Below are 14661 nucleotides of genomic sequence, written 5' to 3'. Positions count from 1 at the left end.
ACCGGCGGATGAGGCGACGAAGGTATGGGGGCAAGCGGTGATCCGAGTGGCTCTCGGCCATCGCGGCACGTTGGTGCGTGGTGCACTGGCCGCGGTGCTGGCAAGGGAGAACGATCTGGACGTGGTGGCCGAGCTGGATCGCTCCGAGGACGTCCTACAGGTGGCTGGGCGACGGCCGCACGTCGTACTGCTCGACCCTCAGCTGCCCGGGCGGATCCGGATCGAGGAGCTGTGCCGGAAGCTGACCGGCCGCGGTGTGCTGGTGCTGATCGAGCACGAGGCCATCGCCGCGACCAGCATCGCGTTGGTGAAGCAGGCGCCGCGGATCGGGCTGATCGCGACGGACGTCACCCCCGACCAGTTGGTGCAGGCGGTCCGGGACGTCGCGAAGGGGCTGCCGGTCGTCGACGTGCGGCTCGCGGTCGCGGCGTTGAAGGCCGGCGACAACCCGTTGACCGATCGCGAGTGCGAGGTACTGCGGCAGGTCACCACGGGCGCGACAGCGCAGGAAATTGCCAGGACCCTCAGTCTGAGCGCCGGCACTGTGCGGAACTACTTGTCCCGCATCCTGGCGAAGACCGGCTCGCGCAGCCGGATCGAGGCGATCCGCAAGGCTCAGGACGCCGGCTGGATCTGACTCCGGTTCTGGGTCGTCGGTGCCCAGCTGCCGTGAAGGTCGCGGTACATGCGGGACTTGCGCATCAGGCTGACGTGTGTGCCCAGGGTTGCCTGGTTGCCGTCGAGGACCAGGATGCGGCGGGCGCGGAGTGCCGAGCTGATGCGGTGCGCGATGACGATGAGCGTGCCCTCGCGTTTGGCGAACGCCTCCTCGGCGACGCGCTCGGCTTCCGGATCCAGGAAGCAGGTCGCCTCGTCGAGTACGACGAGCGGCGCGGGGGACAGGTACGCGCGGACCAGCGCAATCAACTGCCGTTCACCCGCGGACAGCTCACCCGGTCTGACGTCGGCGGTCAGTCCACCGATCCGCTCGATCAACGCCGCCGCACCGATCGCATCGACAGCGTCCGCCACCTGCGGTGTTGTTGCGTTCGGCAATAGATAAGTCAGGTTGTCCATCACGGTCCCCGTGAAGACGTAGGCCTCCTGCGGGATCAGCACCCGCGCGGCCGGCGTCACCCTGGCTGGTTGTACGCCGCCCAGGAGCACCTGCCCGCTCGTGGGCGTCAACATCCCGCACACCAGCCCGGCCAGCGTGGACTTCCCGATCCCGCTCGGCCCGACGACCGCCAGATGCTCACCTTCGGGAATGGTCAGTTCGAGCTTGTCGAGCACAGGCTCGGCGTTCGGGCCGTAGGCGAAGCTCAGCCCACGCAGGCGGACGTCGAAACCGGTGGGACTGTCTGCGCGACAGGGCTGCCCGGCCGCAGGGGAGGTGTCCAGGATCCGGCCGAGGGTGATGACGTACCGCAGACCGCTGTCGCCCAGCGCGCCCATCACTGTGTTGAGCGCCGGCTGCAACCCGATCAGCACGTAGGTCAGGCCGCCGAGCAACGTCCCCGTGCTCACGCCACGTCCGACCAGCCATGGCCCGGTCGCGAGCAAGATCAGCAGCGGCAGCCACCCACCGACTGCGAAGCACAGCGTCCGGAGCGCCGCGACCTTGGCGAGTGCACGCTCGGCCGCGGCGTGCGCCTCGATCGGTTCGCCCACCAAGCGTCCGGCGAACTCCTCGGCCCCAGCCGCCGTGATATCCCGCACCCCGTCGAACACCATTCCTGCCGATGCCGCGAGGTCCTCGTCCGCCTGCAACGACGCCCGAACCCGATCCGCTGCCATCCCCAGCACAGCCAACGACAACGCGAATCCGAGCAGGAACGGCGGTACGACGAACGCCGCCACCAACGGCGCCAGCGACAAGAGGCCGGTCAGCACGCCGAATAATGTGACCGCGAAACTGCGGATCACCAGGACCAACCCGGCGAATGTGTCCCGAACGATCTCGACCTGCCGGTTCAACCGCGCCACGGCACTGTCGTCCCCGGTCCGCAGTGCGCCGGCGACAACACGTCGTACCAGGTCGTCCCTGAGGGGCTCGACCAGATCCCCGAGGCGACCGTACACCTGACGGGCGCCGGTCGCGCCCAGACAAGCCGTCGCGACCAGTCCGCCGAGCCAGGCGATGCCCTGCCAGACGTGGCCGGCGAGGAAGTTGTCGGTCGCGTGGGCGACGGCGATGCCGTAGATCGCGGTCGGCAGGATCTCCGGGATCGACCACGCGATCAGCCTGGTCGTCGCTCGCTTCCGCAGCGCCGCGGCGCCGTAGCTCAGTTCGCGCTTCATCCGAAGACTTCGCGGTAGGACGTGTGCTGCCACAGGTCGGTGTGCGGGCCGATGGCGCGGACGCGTCCGTGGTCGAGCCAGATGACGAGGTCGGCACGGGCCGCGGTGGCGGGGCGGTGGGTGACGATGAGGCGGGTCCGGTGGTGGCGGTCCTCGGTGAGAGTCCGGCTGATCTGCCGCTCGGTGGCCGTGTCCAGGCTGGAGGTCGCGTCGTCGAGTACCAGCAGACGGTCCGCCGACCAGGCCCGGGCGAGGCCGAGCCGTTGCCGTTCACCACCGGACATCGGTGCCTTGCGCAACGACGTGAAGTACCCGTCGGGCAGCCGGCTGACGAAGTCGTGCGCGTGGGTGGCGCGGGCCGCGGCCAGCGTGCGGACCGGGCTGACCGTCTCGGGCGCGATCGCGTCGCCGATCGTCCGGCCGACCAGTTGCGGACGTTCGAAGGCGCAACCGACCGCGCTGCGCAGAGCGTGCCGGCTGACGGCCTGCAGCGGTACGCCGTCCAACGACACCTGGCCGGTCGACGGGTCGCGCAACCTCGCGGCCACCGCGGCCAGCACCGACTTGCCGGCGCCGCTCGGACCGACCACGGCTACGGTCGCACCGCCGGGAAGGTCCAGATTCACGTCGTGCAGCAGGACAATGCCGCCTGCGATCACGCTGACGCCGTTGAACGTCAGGTGGCCGGTCCCCTTCGGCAGTGCGAGCGTGCCGTGCGGGACCGACTCGATCGCGAGCACCTCGCCGGCCCGATGCACACCGGCCTTGGCACGGGCGATCTCCCCGATCACACCGGTCAGGTTGCCGAGGCCGGCGCCGAGTACGGCGTACTGGGACGCGGCGAACAGCTCGCCCGCAGTGATCCGGCCGGCTGCGAGCTGGAGCCCGCCAACGGCCAGCACGGCGACGAGTACGAGCGGACCCACGATCGCGGCTTGTGCACCGGAGCGGGCCAGGATGCTCCAGGTGAAGACGCCGTGCTTGTGCAACTCGGGCAGGAGACCGAGGATGCGGCGTTCCTCGCGGGCCGTCGTACCGGCGGCGGCGATCGTGCGGATGCCGGTGAGCGACTCGGACAGCAGCGCGGCGATCCGGCCCTGGGTCTCCTGGTAGGCGAGGCTGACGTCGGCGGTGCGCTTCGCAAACGTCCACAGGACGAGGATGACGAGCAGTACGCCGCCGAAGAACGCCGCGGCGAGCCAGGGGTCGATCACTGCGAGCAGGGTCAGACTGCCCACCGGCGGAGCGATCGCGGCGATCGCGGTCACCGTGGCGGGGCCGGCTTGCGCGGCGTCGGTGGCGTTGGCGGAGACGCGGCTGACGAGGTCGCCGGTCTCGAAGCTGCGGGTTCCTTCCGGGCCGCCGTGCACGATCTGCCTGACCAGGCGATGCCGCAACCAGGCGGTCGTCTCGGCGACACAGGCTGCGCCGACGAAGGCGTCGACGATGCTGGCAGCGATCCCGAGGCCGATCACTCCGGCGGCCGCGATCAGCCAACGGGTGTAGGCGTCTCCCGCCACGATCGCGTCGACCGAGCGGCCGAGGATCGTCGGCAGGGCGAGGGTGACGCCGCTGCCGATCAGTGCGTTCAGACCGATCACCGGCAGCCAGCCGCGGCTGTGCTTGGCGACCTCTGCGAAGGTGATCATGACGCCAGCCCGGTGTGGCCGGCGACGAACGCCAGCATGTCGGCGGCCAGGCTGATGCCTCCGGTGGCGTGGCCCGCATCGGCTTCGAGGCGCAGCAACACCGGTCGCTCGCCCACGGTCGCGTGCTGGAGGGCCGCACACATCTTCCTTGCGTGCAAGGGATCCACGCGTGTGTCGTTCCCGAAAGCCGTCAGGAGAACGGCCGGGTACTGCTGGCCTTCGGCGACGCGATGGTACGGCGAGTAGGACAGCAACGTCCTGAACTGGCCGGGATCCGACGCGGACCCGAACTCCGGCACCCAGCGCTCGCCGAGACCCGACAACTCGTACCTCGCCATGTCTGTCAGCGGTGCCGAGCAGACGGCGGCCGCGAACAGCTCCGGGCGCTGGGTGAGCGCTGCGGCGACGAGCAGGCCGCCGTTGGACTCGCCACACGCCGCGAGCTGATCGGCGGTGGTCCAACCGGTCGCGATCAGGTGCTCGGCGGCCGCGATGAAGTCGTCGAAGACCTTCTGCTTCTGGTCCAGGATCCCGGCCCGGTGGGACGCTTCGCCGCGCTCGCCGCCGCCGCGGACGGTGGCGGTCACGAAGACACCGCCGGCCTCGACCCAGGCGAGCGTGAACGCGGAGTACGTCGGGGTGAGCGACTGGCCGAAACCGCCGTACCCGTAGAGGATCGTGGGTCGCGGTCCTTTGATCCCTGGCTTGGCGATCGCCAGGAGCCGGAGCTCGGTGCCATCGGGCGAGGTGTAGGTGAGGCGGTGCGACTCGGCGTCCGCGACCACGCCAGGTGCCTGCGACCAGAGCGTCGTACTGCCGGTCGTGCCGTCGTAGCAGTAGACGGCCGACGGGGTGACGCTGTCGGTGTAGGAGAACCAGGCTTGGGTGCCGCCGTCCGGTCGCGTGGTCAGGGAGCCTACGGACCCTGGGAGTTCGACGGAGCCGATTCGCGTACCTGTCGTGCGGTCGTGGATCGTGATCTCGTCGGTGTGGCTGACGAGGATGTGCTCATCGAGGATCGCAAGACCGGTCAGTGGTGCGCCGGGATCGATGAAGTCGTCCCAGCTCGACGGGTCCCTGGGGTCGCCGATGCAGATGCGGCCGGTCGGTGCGTCGCGGGTGGTGACGACGTACAGACGACCGTCGGGTCCCACCGTCATGACCGTGAGAGCGTCGATGTCCTGCTGCACGGGGGTGGGTGATTCGTCCGTGGCGAGGTCGGCGAGCCAGAGGTCGTTCACGGTCCCGCGGGAGGCGGAGATCGTCAGCCAGCGACCGTCATGGCTGAGCTCGAGCCCGTACGACGCTTCGGTCGCGAGGATCGTGGTGTCGTCGGGGTCATTCAGGTGGTGATGCCGCACCTGGCGGAAACGCACGTAGTAGAAGGACTTGCCGTCCGGGAGCCACGCGATCGGGGAGTACCGGCAACCGTCGATCGGGCCGTCCACGAGCTGACCGGTGGTCACGTCGAGGACGTGCAGGACGGACTGCTCGGTGCCGCCTTGTGAGATCTGGAAGGCGAGGAGGCTGCCATCCGGCGACGGCTGCCAGCCGTCCAGAGTGGTGCCCCCGCTGGCGTCGAGCAGCCGCGGATCGAGGAGGACGCGCTCGTCGACGTACAGGATCGGGTGCTGTCGGCCAGGATTGCGGCGGAGTGTGAAGCAGCGGTCGCCGCGCCAGCTGGGGACGGAGACCGTGCCGACGTTCGAGAGGGCCTTCACCCTGGTGCGGAACCGGAATCGGTTCGTCAGCGTGGCGGCATGATTCAGCCACAGCTGGTCCTGCTCCGCCTGCCACCGCTGGGTCTCGCCGGACTCGGAGTCCTCGAGCCAGCGGTACGGATCCGCTACGGAACGGCCGTGCACCTGCTCCACGAGCGGAGTCCGCTCGGCGCATGGATAGGACTGCACGGAGGTACCCAACACTCCACTCCTTCCGTCCGGCACAACACCAGCCGCCCGGCGACCGAGGCGAGTCGGTCACCGGTGATCGGGTCGGGCCGTGCCCTGCGGCACGGCCGAAGGCAGTTCGGCCCTGGGTGAGGTATGCCGCCCACCCAGGGCCTACGAACCACCGATCAGTGGCAGAGCAGAAGGCTCAGGTTGCTCGGGGTCTGCGAAGCGCAGCCCAGCACGGTCAGCGTGGAGCCGCCGTGGTGGTGGCCGCCGTGGCCGTAGCCCGGGGTCTCCAGACCCTGAAGGTCGAGAAGTGCCATGTTTTACACCTCCTTCGGTGCAGATCGTTGAGATGGTGACTCGGACCACTGGGGAGGTCCGAGGAACGGGAGGGACGCCGGCGCGTCGTGCAGCGCCGTTCCCAGGGCCAGCAGTACGCCGGCCGATCCGGTCGCCAGGTCCATCGACAGACGGAGCAACTGGTTGCCGGGGTACGCGAGACCGCCTTGGTACGGCATCGCGTGCCAGCCGAGCCCGTACACCAGGTCGTCGACCGTCGCCTGCTCCTCGCCGAGTGAGGCGGCTGTGAGGAGCAGACCGGCGCGACCCATGAACAGACCGGGCTGGACGTAGTAGGAGCAGTGCGTCACCCGCTGGAGCTCGGCGAGCGTCGCCGCGAGCTCCTCCGAGGGACGGTGGCGCAGATACCGCTCGAGGACGAGGGCGACGCCGGCCGAACCTTCTTCGAGGTACGGCAGGGTCCGCCAACCCTGGTCCACCTGCCGCATCCCGTCCGGGGTCAGGGTGGTACGCCGGAGGTCCTGCCTGATCGCGATCTCGGCCAGGTCGAGCAGCCCGGTGTCACCCAGCTGCTCGAACGCTTCCAGGAACAAGAGCGCCGGGCCGGACGATCCGTGCATCAACCCGGCCCGCGCGTGCTGACCGCCGCTGACCTCGGGTACGTCGGTGACGTCGCCGAGCCGGTCAGCGACGAGGTCGAGCACCCGGACCGCCTTCGCCCGAAGGGCCGGCTCGCTGTCGAAGTGCAGGAGATTGAGCCCGATGCCGGCCAGACCGGAGTGCAACCCGAGCTCGCGGGAGCTCCAGTCGTCGGCGAGCGTGCGCTCGACCAGATCCAGTGCGTCCTGGCGGTACCCGAGCTCGTCGAGGACGTGTGCGACACCGTGCAGACCGTCGTACAAGCCGGGACCGGTCTCGGTGTCCACGGCCCGCTTGCGCAGCCAGTCGTCGTACTCCGGGAAGCGGCCGGCGCCGGTCGTGGTGAGTGCGTACAGGACACCCGCGGCGCCGGTGGCGAGGTCGATGCCGCCGCCGTCGCGGAACTGCGCGATGTCGCCGGGGAACAACCGGTCGGTGCGTTCGGGGGTCGCGCTCGCGACGATGGATCGGGTCAGTGCATCGCGGACCTCGGGCCAGTCGGCTTCGCCGGGGAGGGCCAGGTCGACCATCTCGGGGTCGTGCGTGGCCTTCGGTCCGACAATGGTGCGGACGGCTTCCTCGACGGTTGCCCTGGGCACCGGGAACGTCTCGGTGATCATGTCGGCGAGCTGGAATGCCTTGCCGGGATGGAGATTCAGCAGGATCGTTGCCTGCGGCGCGTAGACGCCGAGCGCGATACAGGCCAGCGCGTAGCGGTCGACGTCGACCCCCTGGCGATCGCCGGGAGCTGCGTAGCCAGGATGGGCGAGCGTCGATCGGGCCTTGTCCTCGGCGCGAGTCGCGACCTCGAAGTCGATCAGCGTGAGCCGGCCGTTGACGTCGAGCAGGACGTTGTCCGGATGCAGGTCGCAGAACACGACTCCGCGCTCATGCAGCTGACCGACCGCCTCCGCGACCTTGCCGACCATCTGTGCGGCCCACTCGGCGTACTCCGCCTTGTCCGCCTCGGTCGCATCCGGGTGCGTCAGCGGATAGCGCCGTACCAGCTCTCGTTGCAGCGACACCGAGTCGATGTGCTCCTGCACAAGGAAGTGATGCTCACCGAGCTGGAGGTGGTCGTGCAGCTTCGGTACGACGTCCAGGCCGTCGAGCTGCTCGAGGATGTCCTTCTCGTGGGCGATCCGGGCGACCGCGTCACGGCCGGCCATGTCCAGACCGGCGTACGGACGGCCTTCCTTGAGAACGACGCGGTCACCGGTCTCGTTGTGGTGACCGAGGTACACGCCGCCGCCGTTGGAGAACTGGATGACGCCGTCGATCGTGTACGCGAGGTCGTTGGTGGTGACGGCGTTGCGCGCGTCGAGATGCGGCTGCAGGAAGTCCGGCAACGTCACCCACGAGGGCACCGCGAACGTCGGGCCGCGATGGTCCGGGACGAGCCGGCCCTGGTCGTCCTCGAGCGCCAGCACGCGCTCGCCGGTCGGCGACAGACAGAACCTGCTGACGAAGGCGCCGTACCGGACGAAGAGCGGACCCTCGCCGTAGCGCAGATCACTCAGGATATAAGGGCCTTCGACGCCCTGGAGGATCCCGTCGAGCTCCTTGAGGACGAGCTCGAGCTGTGCTTCGTCGGCCGGGTAGATCGTCACGAGCTTGCCACTCGATCCGCGCGGAGCGGCCTTCGAGTTGACCATCACGAGGACGGGCTCGTTGCGGAGGAACTTGAACGCGATGCCGCGCGGGACGCAGTACTCCCAGACGGCCTCGAGCGTCCGTTCGACATCCGCGAGCCGGGCCGACACGTGGATCTTCCAGCCCTGCGCGGGAAGCTTCAGCTCGTCGGGCGCGTAGTGCATCCAGGTCTCCCCGGGCACACGCCGCCACCCGTCCGGAACCGGCCTGCCGGCCAGGGCGAAGTCCGGGTGCTGGGCACCACGATTGGCCGGCGTCTCGTAGAACGTCCGGTCCGCAAGGCAGTAGAACTCGTAACTCTCGTGCATGACTGTCCGACCCCCTCTCGTGGTGCCCCGCACATCTTGGACACCCGGACAGGGGCTGGCGTAGTGCACGATGTCATCACTCTCATGTGAAGAATCCACACACTACGAGTGAGTAACTAAACACTCTTCGTTACCGCATTGCGCGTTCTGAGCGTGAAATCGGCCGTTACACCATGTCAATTCATCCCGGTGACGTCACAGCCCGTAACTCAGGCCGCGCTCACTCGTGCATGATGTCCTGGACCAGGTCGAGCACGTCGATGAGATCCTGATCCGCCCCGGCCCGGGTCACCCGAGGCCGTGCGTCGTTGAGGATCCACGGCGCCGGCTCCGCTGTGACATCGGCACCGCGGTTCCATCCCAGCTTGACGCCGCCGGGCAGTTCAGCCGCCCAGGTCCTCCAGCCGCCTGAGGGCGGCCTCCAAGTCGTTCCCGGCAGACGCCCCGGTCATCGGTCCCAGTCGTCCGCCGCGAAACATCTCACAGCAGCCATCAGCACGATGCCTGAAGCAACAATGATTTCGAGCACGTTCCGGCCTCCCCGTAGGTCGAGTCCCCCAACCTGGCGGGGACCCCCGCTGTTGTCGAGGGACCTTGCACCTTGCTGCAATCAGGTCATGCCGACATTCGAGGCGAGTCGCCAGGACTGGTTCGCCGTACGCCGCCACCTCGTCGAGCACCGCTATCGCCTCGGCCTGGACGCAGCCGACGAGTTCCCCGGAGCCCGTCACGTCGCCGGCACTCCGCTGCTCGCTCCCGAGTCCTGGCTGCCGACGACCCCCATCCCAATGATGTCCATCGCCCTCGAGTTCGATCCCGACGCGACCTTCACCGGCGTCACCGGCCGCGAACCCGCAGCCCGCCAACAACTACCCCTCCGCCCCGACGGCACCCACTACGGCTCGTACGCCGAAACCATCGCCGACCTGGCCCCACCAGCCATCTTCGAGGACCGCCCCACCTACCGGCTCCTGACCGCGGACCTGACCGGCTCCAAACCCTTCCTCCGCCTAGGCCGAGGCTCCTACTTCGACAGCATCAACACCGGCGAAGCCTCCGCCCACGAGTTCACCGCCCAACGCCTCAATCCGAACGCCCCCACTCCGCTGCGCGCATCCATCGGCGCCCCCTGGAACCCAGCGAACCGCCCGACCAACATCGCGATCAGCACTCTCACCATCCGCCGCGACGTCGACTCCAGCGAATCCACCTTCTATCTCCACTGGCGAGACCCCGTCAAAGTCGGCCACGCCGGCGGCCTCTACCAGGTAGTCCCCTCCGGCATCTTCCAGCCGAGCGCGGCCGCCCCCTGGAACGAACGCAACGACTTCTCCCTCTGGCACAACCTCACCCGAGAACTCGCCGAAGAACTCGCCGGCGCTTCGGAGGACTACGGCAGCCGCACAGCCCCGATCACCTATGGCGACTGGCCTTTCGCCCGTCACCTGACAGGTGCCTTGGAGGCCGGCGACGCCCGCGCCTGGTGTGTTGGCCTGGGAGTGGACCCCCTGACCTTCGCCACCGATCTCCTGACTGTCCTCTCGCTGAACTCCACCGTCTTCGACCAGCTGTTCCCCGATGCCCTCACCACCAACACCGAGGGTCACCTGATCGCTCCCCAGCCCCTCACCTCCGAAACCGTCGACACCTTCACCCACCACGAGCCCCTACAGGCCGCCGGTGCCGCCCTCCTCCGACTGGCCGTGCACCACAACCTGGACTGATCGGAGCTGGGATCTAACAGGTCGGTAGCGCGCCGTGGCCGGCGTCCGGCCGGTGCTTTCCGACCGCGGCGTACGGCTTCTCGAAGTTGTTGACCGTCTCGGTCGAGACGCCCACTGTCCAGATGCATCGGCCGGTCTGGACGCTTCCGTGGAGGTAGCCGGCTCCCGGCGGGGTGGTGGTCGGGACGAACCCGTCGCCGCCGAGTTCGGCGATCAAGGGTGCCCCGGTATCGGGGTTGCCGCCGATGGCAACCGCCTTGCCGTCGACGAAGTCGAGGTCGTGGAACTGTCCGGTGACCGAGGGCGCGGAGATCTCGGTCCAGGCCTTGCCGTCGTAGTGCAGGGCCAGCGGCCGGCGCCACAGTGTCAGGTCGGGCTTCTCGCCGACAGCCCAGATGTCGTCGGCCGACTTGACGACCAGCTGGGCGACCTCGAACTGCCTGTCGGCCGGCATGTCCACGGGCAGGTCCACCTTGGTCCACCGGGTGCCGTCGTACCGGGCGACGCCTCCGATGCCGGCAGCCCAGATCTCCTTGCCGGACACGGCCTTGAGGTCGTCGAGGTAGACGATGTGCTCGAGCCCTTCGCGCGGGAGTTCCTGCCAACGCCCGTGGGCATACCGCAGGACGCTGGCCTGATCGCCGTACCGTCCGATCAGCAGGTCGTCACCCTGCGCGGCAACCGTGGTGAACTGAGCGTTCTCACCAGGCGCCCCGGCCGGAGCGTCGACCAGGCTCCACGCATCGCCGGTCCAGTGCTGCAGGACGGGCCGCATCGGTTCCGTGATGGTCTGCTCCGTCGCTCCGACTGCCCAGGCGTCGTTCGCCGCCCTCGCCAGTACGTCGTCGAGCCGGCCGTCGGCCATCGGCTGCACGGTCTGCTGCCAACTCACGCCGTCCCAGCGTTCCGCCAACGGATGAAACTTGAGCGTCCCCTCCTTCCCCGGCTCGAGATTGATCCCCACGCTCCACAGCGTCCCCCCGGCCTGCTCCGCCGTGTACAGCACAGCATTGTCCGGCCCCAACGGAGTCGGCGCCCACTCAAGCGGTGCGGGTTGCGCGACGCCGCCGACCAGCGTTGCCATCAACAGAGAAGAGACGATTGTCTGCATATCGCCTCAGACGCACTGATCTCGCACTGCTGTCACACCGGATACGTGGTGACCTCAGTGGCTTTGAGGGCGGCGTGGAGGGGTTGGCCGGGGGAGAGGTGGAGGTCGGCTACCGCGGCTGGGGTGATGTCGGCGAGGAGGGTGTTGGGGCCGGTGGGGCTTGCGGTAAGGCGGACTCGGACTGTGTGGGCGTGTTGTTCTATGCCTGTGACTGTGGCGCGCCAGGTATTGCGGGGGCTGCCGGACGGGGCCTGCAGGTAGAGGCCTACCGCGGTGGGCGGGAATGCTACGTGGACTGGGCCGCTCGCGGGCTCGGCGAGGGTGATGGTGCCGCCTTCGGACAGCGCGACGGTGGTGCCGGATGCGGTACCTCGGTAGAGGTTGAGACCTACCAGTTGGGCTACGTAGTCGGTGCGAGGGCGGTGGGCTATCTCGGTGGGACGGCCTTCCTGGACCACGCGGCCGTGTTCGACGATCACCAGGCGGTCTGCGAGGACCATGGCGTCGAGGGGGTCGTGGGTGACGAGCAGCGTGTGCCCGGGGAAGCGGTCCAGGTGCTGACCGAGCTCCGCGCGCACGTGGAGCGTCGTACTGGCGTCCAACGCGGCCAGCGGCTCGTCAAGCAGCAGCAGCGAGGGGCTGGTTGCCAGCGCGCGGACCAGAGCGACCCGCTGGGCCTGGCCGCCGGACAGCGAGCGTGGTCGGCTTCGGGCGTACGCCGAGAGGCCTACGGTGTCGAGCCACCGGGTGGCTTCAGCACGGGCCGCGTGTTTGTCGACACCACGGGCTCTGAGGCCGAAGGCAACGTTCTCCAGGCAGCTCAGGTGGTCGAACAGCAGGTAGTCCTGGAAGACCACGCCGATCGGCCGACGGTCCGGCGTACGGAAGGTCCGAGGTGGCTCGTCCCACACCTCCTCGTCCAGCGCGATCCGGCCGTCGCCCAGAGGCAGCAGCCCAGAGATCGCACGGAGCGCGGTGGTCTTGCCGGCGCCGTTGGGTCCGAGGAGGGCGACGACCTCGCCTGGTTCGACGGCGAGGTCGAGTGAGAGGTCGAACTCGCCGCGGGTCACGCGAATCTCGGCATGCAGCGTCATCGCAGCCCACTGATCCAGCGCTCACGCAGAGACGCCAGTACGACGACAGAAACGATCAGCAGCACCAGACTCAGTACGACGGCCACCTCCGGGTCGGTCTCCAATGCCAGATAGACGGCCAGCGGCATCGTCGTCGTACGACCGGGAAAGTTGCCGGCGAAGGTGATGGTGGCGCCGAACTCACCCAGTGCACGAGCCCAGCACAGTACGGCGCCCGCCACGACACCTGGTGCGATGGAAGGCAGTGTGACGCGGCGGAACGTCAGCCACCGACCAGCGCCGAGCGTCGCGGCGGCCTCCTCGTAGCGGGGGTCCGCAGCGCGCAGCGCACCCTCCACGGAGATGACCAGGAACGGCATGGCCACAAAGGCTTCCGCCACGATCACTCCGGCCGTGGTGAACGGCAGACTGATGCCGAACCAGGCGTCCAGGTGCTGACCGACCAGTCCACGCCGTCCGAGCACTAGGAGCAGCGCAACACCTCCCACCACCGGCGGCAGGACCAGTGGAACAGTCACCAACGCTCTGATGACGCCGCGGCCGGGTATCGGTGCTCTGGCCAGCAACCACGCCAATGGGATCCCCAGGACCATGCACACCGCAGTGGCCGCTGTTGCGCAGAGCAAAGACAACCTCAGTGCGTCCCAGACATCAGCACTGAACAGACGGCTCGGCAGCGTCGACCACGGCGCCTTGGCCAGCAGACCGACCAGCGGGATGAGCAGGAACGCCAGACCGAGTAGCGCAGGCAGCAGGAGCACCAGGGGCAGCCGCCCGATCGTGCTCCTGCTACGACGACTCACGGTGTAGCGAAGCCCGCTGCGGTGAGGACGGCCTTGCCCTTGTCGGACAGGACGTAGTCGACGAACGCCTTGGCGCCGTCAGCGTTCGGGGCCTTGGTCAGCGTGGCGATCGGGTACTTGTTGACCGCCTCACTGGCTTCGGGGAACTCGATGCCCTCCACCTTGCCCTTGGCCGCCTGTACGTCGGTCTTGTAGACCAGCGCGGCGTCCACCTCGCCGAGGCTGACCTTGGTCAGCGCGGCCTTGACGTCCTGCTCCAGGCTGTCCGGCTGCGGAGTGATCCCGGCCGCCTTGAACACCGTTTCCGAAGCTGCGCCACACGGCACCTGGGGCGCGCACAGCGCGATCTTCTTGCTCTTGTCCCCGAAGTCCTTCAGACCGGTGATCTTCCCCGGGTTGCCGGGCGGCACAGCGATCTCCAGCGTGTTCGTCACGAACGTGGTCGGGCTGTTCTTGTCGGTCACCTGGTCCATGTTCTTCGGTGCGGCGGAGGCGAACACGTCGGCGGGCGCACCCTGGTTGATCTGCTGCGCCAGCGCCGAACTGCCGGCGAAGTTGAAGGTGACCTTCACCCCCGGATGAGCCGCCTCGAAGTCCTTGCCGATCTGGGTGAACGACTCGGTGAGCGACGCGGCGGCGAACACGTTGACAGTCCCGGACAGGGACGGCGCGGCGCTCGGGCTGTCCGAGGACGACGACGCCGCAGGGGTGTCGTCGCCGCAGCCGGCCAGGGTGAGCGCGACGGTGGCGGCCAACGCGGCGAGCACTGTGCGACGGAACATCAGGCCTCCGGGATCTCTACGACCACATGGGTCGACTTGATCGAGGCGACGGCAACCACACCTGGCTCGAGTCCGAGCTCGTCGGCGGCCTCGCGACTCATCAGCGACACGACGCGGAACGGCCCGGCCTGCATCTCGACCTGGGCCATCACGCCGTCTTTGACCACCCGGGTGACGATCCCCCGCATGCGGTTGCGTGCCGAGGCCGCGGCGGTGGCCCCCGGCTCGGGCGACTCCGCCAAGCTCTGGGCGAAGGCGGCGAGCGCGCCACCGTCGACGGCCATCCGGCCGCCTTCCTGGACTGACTGCAGCCTGCCCTGATCGATCCAGCGCCGTACCGTGTCGTCGCTGACTCCGAGGAGCGCGGCCGCCTCACTGATCCGCAAGTTCGGCACGGACGAC

At 68.6% G+C, this 14661-nt stretch carries 12 protein-coding genes; 2 read left to right on the top strand and 10 right to left on the bottom strand.

The annotated features are described in order from the left end of the window. Positions 1 to 37: 37 nt before the first annotated feature. Positions 38 to 637 carry a response regulator transcription factor gene (locus ACGFH6_RS06245; RefSeq protein ID WP_393380944.1) on the top strand — a complete coding sequence of 200 codons (600 nt, stop codon included), beginning with the start codon at positions 38 to 40 and terminating at the stop codon, positions 635 to 637. Here the strand turns inward: ACGFH6_RS06245 and ACGFH6_RS06240 are convergent. The 5 genes from ACGFH6_RS06240 to lanKC form a co-directional block, all read right to left on the bottom strand. Further along, on the bottom strand, positions 616 to 2301 hold the full coding sequence (locus ACGFH6_RS06240) for an ATP-binding cassette domain-containing protein (RefSeq protein WP_393380941.1): 1686 nt from the start codon (positions 2299 to 2301) through the stop codon (positions 616 to 618). The two genes, ACGFH6_RS06245 and ACGFH6_RS06240, sit on opposite strands and share 22 nt — an antisense overlap. Further along, a complete protein-coding gene (locus ACGFH6_RS06235; RefSeq protein WP_393380938.1) occupies positions 2298 to 3950 on the bottom strand; it encodes an ABC transporter ATP-binding protein in 1653 nt (550 codons plus the stop codon). Before ACGFH6_RS06235 ends, ACGFH6_RS06240 begins: the two co-directional genes overlap by 4 nt. Continuing rightward, a complete protein-coding gene (locus tag ACGFH6_RS06230; protein ID WP_393380936.1) occupies positions 3947 to 5872 on the bottom strand; it encodes a prolyl oligopeptidase family protein in 1926 nt (641 codons plus the stop codon). Before ACGFH6_RS06230 ends, ACGFH6_RS06235 begins: the two co-directional genes overlap by 4 nt. Positions 5873 to 6027: 155 nt before the next feature. Continuing rightward, positions 6028 to 6165: a SapB/AmfS family lanthipeptide gene (locus ACGFH6_RS06225; RefSeq protein ID WP_130387812.1), complete on the bottom strand. Its 138-nt coding sequence runs from the start codon at positions 6163 to 6165 to the stop codon at positions 6028 to 6030. A 3-nt stretch (positions 6166 to 6168) separates the two neighbouring features. Beyond that, a complete protein-coding gene (gene lanKC / locus ACGFH6_RS06220) occupies positions 6169 to 8745 on the bottom strand; it encodes a class III lanthionine synthetase LanKC (RefSeq protein WP_393380934.1) in 2577 nt (858 codons plus the stop codon). Positions 8746 to 9362: 617 nt separating this feature from the next. Between lanKC and ACGFH6_RS06215 the strand changes: the two genes are divergently transcribed. Continuing rightward, entirely contained in the window at positions 9363 to 10469 is a 1107-nt protein-coding gene (locus ACGFH6_RS06215) for a hypothetical protein (RefSeq protein ID WP_393380931.1), read from the top strand. A 13-nt stretch (positions 10470 to 10482) separates the two neighbouring features. Here ACGFH6_RS06215 and ACGFH6_RS06210 read toward each other — a convergent pair whose 3' ends face one another. From ACGFH6_RS06210 to ACGFH6_RS06190, 5 genes are read right to left on the bottom strand one after another with little or no spacing between them, the layout of a single operon-like run. Beyond that, complete coding sequence (locus tag ACGFH6_RS06210; protein WP_393380930.1) at positions 10483 to 11553, bottom strand: hypothetical protein; 1071 nt, start codon at positions 11551 to 11553, stop codon at positions 10483 to 10485. Between the two features lie 59 nt (positions 11554 to 11612). Next, on the bottom strand, positions 11613 to 12674 hold the full coding sequence (locus ACGFH6_RS06205; protein ID WP_393380927.1) for an ABC transporter ATP-binding protein: 1062 nt from the start codon (positions 12672 to 12674) through the stop codon (positions 11613 to 11615). Next, on the bottom strand, positions 12671 to 13477 hold the full coding sequence (gene modB / locus ACGFH6_RS06200) for a molybdate ABC transporter permease subunit (RefSeq protein WP_393380924.1): 807 nt from the start codon (positions 13475 to 13477) through the stop codon (positions 12671 to 12673). The genes ACGFH6_RS06205 and modB overlap by 4 nt, the downstream gene beginning before the upstream one ends. Next, positions 13474 to 14259 carry a molybdate ABC transporter substrate-binding protein gene (gene modA / locus ACGFH6_RS06195; protein ID WP_393380923.1) on the bottom strand — a complete coding sequence of 262 codons (786 nt, stop codon included), beginning with the start codon at positions 14257 to 14259 and terminating at the stop codon, positions 13474 to 13476. The genes modB and modA overlap by 4 nt, the downstream gene beginning before the upstream one ends. Beyond that, a complete protein-coding gene (locus tag ACGFH6_RS06190; RefSeq protein WP_393380922.1) occupies positions 14259 to 14654 on the bottom strand; it encodes a molybdopterin-binding protein in 396 nt (131 codons plus the stop codon). Before ACGFH6_RS06190 ends, modA begins: the two co-directional genes overlap by 1 nt. Between the last annotated feature and the right edge of the window lie 7 nt (positions 14655 to 14661).

The sequence above is a fragment of the Kribbella sp. NPDC049227 genome, from assembly GCF_043197265.1.
Classification (GTDB): Bacteria; Actinomycetota; Actinomycetes; order Propionibacteriales; family Kribbellaceae; genus Kribbella.
Note: the sequence above shows the minus strand (reverse complement) of the source record. Positions and strands in the feature narration are given on the sequence as shown.

Bases quoted from the DNA above. Each gene is read 5' to 3' on its own strand.
- modA (WP_393380923.1), bottom strand. From the start codon at position 14,259: ATGTTCCGTCGCACAGTGCTCGCCGCGTTGGCCGCCACCGTCGCGCTC.
- ACGFH6_RS06210 (WP_393380930.1), bottom strand. From the start codon at position 11,553: ATGGCAACGCTGGTCGGCGGCGTCGCGCAACCCGCACCGCTTGAGTGG.
- ACGFH6_RS06215 (WP_393380931.1), top strand. From the start codon at position 9,363: ATGCCGACATTCGAGGCGAGTCGCCAGGACTGGTTCGCCGTACGCCGC.
- ACGFH6_RS06240 (WP_393380941.1), bottom strand. From the start codon at position 2,301: ATGAAGCGCGAACTGAGCTACGGCGCCGCGGCGCTGCGGAAGCGAGCG.
- lanKC (WP_393380934.1), bottom strand. From the start codon at position 8,745: ATGCACGAGAGTTACGAGTTCTACTGCCTTGCGGACCGGACGTTCTAC.
- ACGFH6_RS06225 (WP_130387812.1), bottom strand. From the start codon at position 6,165: ATGGCACTTCTCGACCTTCAGGGTCTGGAGACCCCGGGCTACGGCCAC.
- ACGFH6_RS06235 (WP_393380938.1), bottom strand. From the start codon at position 3,950: ATGATCACCTTCGCAGAGGTCGCCAAGCACAGCCGCGGCTGGCTGCCG.
- ACGFH6_RS06205 (WP_393380927.1), bottom strand. From the start codon at position 12,674: ATGACGCTGCATGCCGAGATTCGCGTGACCCGCGGCGAGTTCGACCTC.